The sequence below is a fragment of the Allobosea sp. Tri-44 genome (genome assembly GCF_004123845.1).
Lineage (GTDB): Bacteria > Pseudomonadota > Alphaproteobacteria > Rhizobiales > Beijerinckiaceae > Allobosea.
Window position 1 is genome coordinate 1 of record NZ_NBDP01000058.1, and the last position, 1,804, is coordinate 1,804.

Genomic DNA, 1,804 nt, shown 5'->3' on the forward strand with positions numbered 1-1,804 from the left:
GCGTCTCTTGTTTGTCTGTGGATTTAGCTGGCTGGCTATTCGCGCAGTGCTCGCTCCGAGGCTCCCCTGTGCGCGCCTAGCAAGCATGGACGATGGCGGCTCGAGCGCTGTCTACGGGGCAATATCGCTGATAGTCCTGCTCACAGTCTCCTTGCGGATTGTGATCCGTTTGCTGATTGCGACTAGTGCACCTTCGGAAGTCGTTGCGGCTGCTCAGATCGTCGTTTCAACCACGACCGTCTCTCTTGCCATCTGCGCAGCATTTGCGCTGCGCGTTCCCATGACGAGCTGGTTCACCGATCTGTCGAGAGAAGGGAGCTTTGGCCAACGTATCGGTAGTCATTGGCTGTACCTTGCGGTGCCGCTCTTCGCAGCGATGGGGCTCACACAGATTTTCGGCGCAATCATGGTGCGTTACACCGTGCCCAACGCTGTGCTCCTTACGCTGAATGCGATGATCGCGCTCGTCCTGTTGCAGACCCTCAGCCGCTACCTTACCCGACCATCCGTTGCCGTACCGATCACGACAGATAATAACGTCGCCTCGCCCCTGGCGCCGGCGCCGCCTCGCTTCTCCGACGTAGTCGTCCGTTGCGTGCGCGTCGCGATCCTAATTGGCGGCATCGCGGTTGTTGCGCAGAGCTGGATCGTCGATGTGTTTGCGCTGGTCGATGCTCAAGGCTGGAAGGCACTAACCCGCTCGTCCTTTGCCACTGCGCTAACCCTCTTCCTCGCCTTCGTCGCATGGGAGCTCGTCAACTTTTTCACCCGCCGGAATGCCCCGGCGGCAATCGGCAGTGCCGCGGGGCACGACGAAGCTGTTGGCGGTGGATCACGTCTTGCGACCCTGCTCCCACTGCTGCGCGTTGTCCTGGCCGTGACCATCAGCGTGCTCGCCTTGTTGATCGTGCTGTCGGAACTGGGCGTGAACATTGGGCCACTGCTGGCTGGTGCATCGGTGTTCGGGCTGGCGATTTCATTCGGTAGCCAGGCGCTCGTGCGAGACATCGTCTCCGGCGTCTTCTATCTGAGCGATGACGCCTTTCGGATCGGAGAATACATCGATTGCGGAAAGGCTAAGGGTTCTGTGGAGGGCTTTACTCTTCGATCGATCCGGCTGCGCCATCAGAACGGCCAGGTCCATACCATCCCGTTTGGCCAACTCGGTCAGATCACCAACTTCAGCCGCGACTGGGCGACGGTAAAATTCAACCTGCGCTTCAAGCGCGACACGGATCTCGAAAAGCTGCGCAAGACGGTGAAAAAGATCGGCGACGAGATGCAGCAGGATCCAGAATTCAAGGATGACTTCCTCGCGCCGCTCCGCATGCAGGGCGTCGCTGACATCCTCGATAACGCGATGCTGGTCCGCTTCAAATTTACCGTGCGCCCAAATCAGCCGAGTTATGTGCAGCGGGTCGCAGTCAAGAACATGGTTACAAAATTCGCCGAGGTCGGCATCGAGTTCGCCGATTCAATGGTCGCCGTGCAGACCTTGGCGTCGGGATCCGATCCAGCGGCAGCCGCGGCGGCTAGCACCGCTAAGTCACGGTCGCGGGCCGAAACGGCGCTCGCGGAAGCATCGGGCACATGATGCCTTGGGCGCGACTGCTAAAGCACAAATGATCTGAGATTTTCCTCACATCCTTGGGGATTTCGATGTCTATTAATGCAATAGGGGACAAACATGACGACGCCACAACTCGATACCGAAGTGTCGGCCGCCGCCGGATGGCGATTCAAGCTCGGCATTTTCATCTTCATCTTTGCCTTCGCGCTTTGGCTGCTCGTTCCACTAGCCGCC

1 protein-coding gene is annotated in these 1,804 nt (G+C 59.0%); it reads left to right on the forward strand.

The window, feature by feature from the left end; translation table 11 throughout:
* Positions 1-1,594, forward strand: a 1,594-nt coding sequence (locus B6S44_RS27420; protein WP_206735262.1) for a mechanosensitive ion channel family protein, incomplete at its 5' end; no start/stop codon positions are given.
* Positions 1,595-1,804: the final 210 nt, after the last annotated feature.